This window comes from Parendozoicomonas sp. 209JJ7-1, assembly GCF_058147085.1.
The window spans coordinates 1-728 of record NZ_JBYVJU010000103.1 but is presented as its reverse complement, the minus strand read 5'-3'; the positions used below and the strand labels follow the sequence as shown (position 1 = coordinate 728).

General features: G+C 42.4%; 1 protein-coding gene. It reads left to right on the top strand.

What is annotated here, in order from left to right:
• Window positions 1-124 precede the first annotated feature (124 nt).
• A complete protein-coding gene (locus ACY2RQ_RS19560) occupies window positions 125-664 on the top strand; it encodes a hypothetical protein (protein ID WP_490114692.1) in 540 nt (179 codons plus the stop codon).
• Window positions 665-728 lie beyond the last annotated feature (64 nt).

Sequence of the window (728 nt, the reverse complement as noted above, 5' to 3'; positions counted from 1 at the left end):
GTGACGCCTTCGGCGCACCTGATGCGGGCGTTATGCGGCTTCAGCTAGATTGAGTTAACCTCATCATCGCATCGATAGAAATCTGGTATAATTAGCCGTTTGAATTTCTTGCATGGTACTGGCAGTGGCTAAAAAGACGTTAGCGCAAAAACGGAGTGAAAAAGCCCTTAAGCGGAAAAAGAAGCATCAAGCACAGAAAAATCGGGTTCAGTTGCGCTCTGATGAGAGATCAAATAACGGAAAGCTATCTTCTATTCTCCTAGAATACGCATCTCCTCTTCTTGAAATGATGGGGGACAACTCAGAGGAAGGGGTTGAAAGTGCCCTTGCAATGGCTTCTATGTGTTGGAATATAGGCAACTACCCAGACGATATAAGTATTGAACTCGAAGATGATTTTACAAACGACTTGCTCGATGGTTTGTCGTCATCTTCGGAAGAAAAAGAGGAATTTTCAGAGTTTATATCAGTCATGATTGAAGCAAGACGAACTATCTTTAGTGAAGATCCTCGATTTGTTGTTGACTATGATATTTTGTGGCGTGGAGATGATTATCGCTTGCAAGTTCTAAGCTCGTTAGTTCCTCCAGAAATGATCGAGAAAGCATCAGAAAAGTGTATTGATGATATCGAGCCAGACCTGCTTGAAAATCAAATAAATTAAGTGCAAATCGCCGCATAACAAGTAAATCCAGGTGACGCCTACGGCGCACCTGATTTAGGCGTTA